General features: G+C 37.2%; 7 protein-coding genes. 1 reads left to right on the forward strand and 6 read right to left on the reverse strand.

All coding sequences use genetic code 11. From position 1 onward, the window contains the following. From AC1DPZ_RS20975 to AC1DPZ_RS20990, 4 genes are all read right to left on the reverse strand, one after another. On the reverse strand, nt 1-132 hold a 132-nt coding region (locus tag AC1DPZ_RS20975), incomplete at its 3' end, for a GldL-related protein (RefSeq protein ID WP_477407085.1). A gap of 45 nt (nt 133-177) precedes the next feature. Further along, nucleotides 178-1488 carry a T9SS ring complex lipoprotein PorK/GldK gene (gene porK, locus AC1DPZ_RS20980; protein ID WP_477407075.1) on the reverse strand — a complete coding sequence of 437 codons (1311 nt, stop codon included), beginning with the start codon at nt 1486-1488 and terminating at the stop codon, nt 178-180. 253 nt (nt 1489-1741) lie between these two features. Next, nucleotides 1742-2506 (reverse strand): uroporphyrinogen-III synthase, encoded by a 765-nt coding sequence (locus AC1DPZ_RS20985; RefSeq protein ID WP_477407087.1) that lies wholly within the window; start codon nt 2504-2506, stop codon nt 1742-1744. 12 nt (nt 2507-2518) lie between these two features. Continuing rightward, nucleotides 2519-3475, reverse strand: a complete 957-nt coding sequence (locus tag AC1DPZ_RS20990) for a DUF4271 domain-containing protein (RefSeq protein ID WP_477407077.1) — start codon at nt 3473-3475, stop codon at nt 2519-2521. A 400-nt stretch (nt 3476-3875) separates the two neighbouring features. Between AC1DPZ_RS20990 and AC1DPZ_RS20995 the strand changes: the two genes are divergently transcribed. After that, complete coding sequence (locus AC1DPZ_RS20995; protein ID WP_477407079.1) at nt 3876-4343, forward strand: response regulator; 468 nt, start codon at nt 3876-3878, stop codon at nt 4341-4343. Nucleotides 4344-4358: 15 nt separating this feature from the next. On the opposite strand, the gene AC1DPZ_RS21000 is transcribed toward AC1DPZ_RS20995, so the two are convergent. Both AC1DPZ_RS21000 and AC1DPZ_RS21005 read right to left on the reverse strand, forming a co-directional pair. Beyond that, a complete protein-coding gene (locus AC1DPZ_RS21000; protein WP_477407081.1) occupies nt 4359-4760 on the reverse strand; it encodes a response regulator in 402 nt (133 codons plus the stop codon). 5 nt (nt 4761-4765) lie between these two features. Then, a partial coding sequence (locus AC1DPZ_RS21005; protein WP_477407083.1) for a sensor histidine kinase occupies nt 4766-5561 on the reverse strand: 796 nt, incomplete at its 5' end.

Here is a 5561-nt window from a genome sequence, read left to right on the forward strand (position 1 = left end):
ACTTAAACCTAAGGTAATAAATTCTGATGCGTATTTCCAGTGTTGTATTTTAAATAACAAACCGATGATAACAACCGTTGCGCCGATTGAAATTATGTTTCCTATCCCGAATGGTTTTTTCTTTCCTGCCATAATAATCAGAAATAACTTTGTTTGATGTTTTGTTTATTTGATTGTTTATCGTTTGTCTTTGATATCGCGGCCAAGATAGCTGGTTACACAGCGGAAACCGATATATGATTTCGCTGTATCCTGGTACTCATAAGTACGGGTTGCATTTTGAAGAAAGTATCCGATATCTTTCCATGATCCACCGCGCACAACTTTGCGTTTAAGCACTTCCGGGTCAGAAGATTTTGCTTCAACTGCGAATGTTGGCGCCAGGTCATGTACAAATGTTGAAGCCGACTCATCAAAGGCTGATGATGTCCATTCGGCCACATTGCCGGCCATATTGTATAAGCCAAAATCGTTAGGAAAGTACGAACGAACATTTACTGTATACGCGCCGCCGTCATCTGTATAGTTACCGCGGCCTGGTTTAAAGTTGGCCAGTAAACATCCTTTAGCATTTTTAATGTAGGGTCCGCCCCATGGGTAATCATTACCTATACGGCCACCACGGGCTGCATATTCAAACTCGGCCTCGGTAGGTAGCCTGTAATCTGCGCGGTGCGGCAAATGTCTTGAATCTTTATAAGCTTCGTTATAACGCGTACGCCATACGGTGAAAGCCCTTGCCTGCCTCCAGGTTATACCAACTACCGGGTAGTTACGAAAAGCAGGATGTGAAAAATACCCCTCAACCATTGGCTCATTGGCAGCGTATGAAAAATCACTAAGCCAAACCAGCGTATCGGGATAAACATTTACAGTATCGCGCAAAATAAAATCTGAGCGCCTTGATTTAGGATCGTTCCTGTGATTGGCTGCATCGCGCAATACCATTAATGCATAATTGTATTTCAATATACGCACATCAAGTTCATTACGATCAAACACACGATCTTCTCCCTGGTAATACATGCCCTGAAGTTTTGAAGCGTTACCCGCCTGCCCTTTTTTGTTGCTCCATACCGGGTTCTTCTTTACATAAGCCCAGTTGATATATTTTTTACCGCTGTTATTAGCTGCGGCGCCTTTAGGCTGCAGGTAATATTTATTATCATTAACATAATTGGTAATTGCAATTGAATCGCGCACCCAGAATACAAATTTCTTGTATTGACTGTTGGTTATCTCGGTCTGATCCATAAAAAAGGGAGCTTCCGTAACCTGTTTGAGTTGTGCTATTTGTCCAAAAGTAACATCCTGATCGGTTTGTCCCATCATGAACGAGCCACCCGGAATATAAACCATTCCATAAGGCACTTCGGCCTTAAATGACCTTTGTGGCACGCCGGTTAATTCACCTCTGTCACCGCCACCGCCGCAACCGCTCAATATTCCACCAGCTAAAACAACTATTAAAAAGTATATCTGCTTCATTTTAAATTCAAAATTCAGTCATAAAAATATAACATTATTAGACCCCCGAATATATCAAATTTGCTTCACGATGCCAAAAAAACATTTAATTTAAGCAATAAAAAGCCCGTTAAGATGCATTCAGCATCGTTTAAACCATAAATAATTGTATAAACAACAATAAATTACCTAACTACACCTGTGTAAATCAGATGTCGTTAATACGCCGTAACCCCAAAAAAAGTTGCAATTGGGTTAAATAAATTTCTTTTATTTATTTATTTACATGTTTACAGTACTGCTCAATAGCCATTGTCATGGATGGGGCAGCTGGAGTTGGCGCCGGGATATCCAGAATCAATCCGGCCTCAAGCACTGCTTTATGGGTAGTTGCCCCAAAAGCCGCTATACGTGTATTATTCTGTTTAAAATCGGGAAAGTTTTTGTACAAAGACTGTATGCTTGATGGACTGAAGAAAGCTATAACATCATAAAACACCTCGGCCAGATCGGAAAGATCGCTGCAAACGGTACGGAATAGCACAGCCGGCGTAAAGTTATAACCATTTTCAAGAAGAAAACGCTGCGTTTCTTCGGCTGCTACATCCGAGCATGGGTAAAGAAATTTTTCGGCAGCATGTTTTTTTAACACCTCGGCCAGGTCGGCAGCAGTTTGTTTGCCAAAAAATATTTTACGCTTACGGTATTGGATATATTTTTGCAGATAAAGTGCAATAGTTTCTGAAAGACAAAAATACTTCATCTCAACAGGCACTTCAAAACGCATCTCTTCGCAAATACGAAAAAAATGATCGGCAGAGTTACGGCTGGTAAAAATAACTGCGGTAAAATCCCCCAGATTAATTTTTTCCTTCCTGAAATCCTTGGCCGGCACGCCTTCCACATGAATAAATGACCTGAAATCAATTTTCAGGTTTAGCTTCTTAGCCAACTCAGCGTACGGATTTTTGTCATTCTCAGGCTTTGATAAAGTAACTAATATACTTTTAACCTTTTTCTTTCTATCTTCCAAGTCAATTCTTTTAACTACCTAAATTTTAATATTCAATGCCTTTATTAAGATTAAAATAGGGCAAATTTCGAGGGCACAAAGATACGTAAATAAATAAAACTTATGAAATTTGAAAGTAGAAATTATATTTACGCTGCTCCTGAGGTATTGCCATATAAAAATCACGATAACAACAGTGAGTGTAAGGCCAAGCAAAACAGGTATGTATTGAGTACCCAGCAAGCTAAAACATATTACAACCGGTAAAAAAACAAATGCTATATTAAAATAAGTAAGGTGTAATATATTCAAATATTCGTTCACCAGGCGACTGATGTCAAATACAAAACCAAGGAACTTTAACACAATAAATTTTAAGGCAAACAAAGCTATTACAATTATGGTAAGCGAAACAAATAGCCTGCTGCCACTCACTACGTAATACACTCCATTGTATGCCGCCAGCTGGTATAAAAACAAACTAAACGTTGAACAGAACAATAAAAAAAGGCCCAAAAAGGCCCATGAACTTACCACACCATCTTCCTTACCGGCCTGGGAAAGTACACGTTTACTAAAAAAAGAATGCAGCACAAAGTTCACATCGTTGTTGAGTGCTATATTTAGTATAGCAGTATACAATAACATACCTATAATTAACACAATAACCCAGGGATCACGCGATGGGCGGGGAAGCCCATCCTTTACCTTGCTCTTGTTTTTTAAGTGAATATCTAAAAAGCCGTAACTCTTATATAAAACATGGGCAAATAAACTATCAGTAAATTCACTACGGGTATTTGAATCGGGTATGCGGATATAGCGCATATTGATAGAATCGGCAACGAAAAGTTTACGCGCCTGCATAGCATTGGCCACCGAATCGAGCAGAGAATTACCGCTGACATTGCTATGCCTGTAGGTTGGAGTATCAGCGCTTGCGGCGGTTGTATCCTGCTGAGCGAATGCTGCAGAAAAACTCCATAAAATTATCATAAAGCAACCGGCAAAAAAACGCATCTAACAAATTAGCCCTTTAAATTCGCTGCAAAATTACAGTAATAATTGATTGTTTTCAGTAAAAACTCCTTTAAAAAGCAAAGCTTTCATTAACACCAAACAATTAATATAAATATCTCATCCGCCGGAAGACTTCTATTTTACACTGGCACAGCAGTTGCTGAAATAAGCGGATAACCCGGCAGGAAACTGCGGGTAAAAAACAAAACTATTCTTACTGGTATTAATCTTTGAACAAAAAGCATTTGGATTTTATTACACAAAACTTAAGTTTTAAAATACCGTATAAACCTATCAGATAAGCTCTATTAGCTATAGTTGTATAGACTTCATTGTCTTTACATACGTTAATATGATGTATTTTAATTATATCAACATGTCAGCAATTAATAAAATCACGGTACTTTATGTAGACGATGAAGAAAATAATCTTTTTTCATTTAAGGCTACTTTCCGAATGAAATATGAGGTATTAACTGCAGTTAGTGCCAAAGAGGCTTTAGCCATTTTATCAACAAAGCAAGTTCACGTTATTATTAGTGATCAGCGTATGCCGGAGATGACCGGCGTTGAATTTTTTGAGATAGTATTAGAAAAATTTCCTGACCCAATAAGAGTTCTGTTAACAGGTTATACAGACATGAGCGCAGTGGTAGATGCTATTAATAAAGGTAAAATATATCATTACCTTGATAAACCATGGAACGAAGAAGAGTTGGATTTAACTATAAACCGCGCATATGAAAAGTACCTTGAACTTCTTGATCTGAAGAACATGAATGAAAAGCTTACAGGGTCAAATGAGCAATTAGAGTTTTTGCTGAGGCAGAAACTACTTTCATAGTCTTAATCATCTTTGTTATACATCCGGGGCTAAATGCGTAATTAATAAAGATATATCTGCCTTAATAAGCGGCTTCTCTAACATACTAATTACAGTTTCATAGGCCATGATTCTGGCAATGTCACTGGCATTTCTGGTACATGATAAAATACATATTTTATATCTGCTCCGGATTTCAACCGGGAGCTTTTCAAATTCTTCAACAAACTCAAAGCCATTCATTATGGGCATTTGTATATCAAGCAAAATTATCGTGATATAACCTTTGCTTATACGGCTTTCACGAATACTGTCCAATGCAAGTTGTGCACTTTGAAAAACACTGACAATTAAGTTCTTATCTACCTGCTGTATAACCTTTCGGGCAATGAAGCAATCAAGCTCACTTTCATCGATAACTATAAATGATAACGCCATACTAATCAGATAGATGGAATGATTACTTTAAAAGTTGTTCCCTCGTGCATCACAGAGTTAACTTCTATTTGCCCGTTTAATTTCATTAATGCACTTTTCACGTTATATAATCCAAAACCCGACCCAACCTCCTGGGAATTTGCACGATAAAAAAGATTGAATATCTCGCCTATATGGCTACCTAAAATACCTATACCTGTGTCTTTTACATAAATTGTTGCAACATTTTTATGCACATCAACAATTACCTCAACAGATTTATCATTTTTGTCTTTATCCTGATACTTAAACGCGTTGGATAAAAGGTTATTCAAGATAAGCTTTACCGGCACTTTATCGCTTCTAAAAACCTCGTCCTGATTAACGGTTATACTAAACTTTATATTATTTATTTTTGAAAGCACCATATAAATGGACTTCATTTCATCAATAATGTCATTAAAATCAATCTCTTTTATTTTTAGCTCTCCTCTTTGTAAGCTATAATAATCATGCATACTTAAAATGTAAGTATCCAATTTTTTGAGTGATTTCTCCATCAGAAACAACATCTCTTTCATCTCTTCTACATCATCAATCTCACGTGCTACGTTAATAGCGCCCAAAATTCCGGATATAGGCCCCCTGATATCATGACTTACGCTATAAGCAAACTTATTAAGTTCATTATATGCCTTTTGCAATTCATCATTCTTAACAGAAAGCATTGAATTAGCCATATAAAACTTATTTGCTTCGTCAATAGCCGAAATAATATCAGCTTCAAGCCAGGGCTTTTTTACATATCGAAATATATTACCC

The sequence above is a fragment of the Mucilaginibacter sp. P4_G9 genome (genome assembly GCF_056400985.1).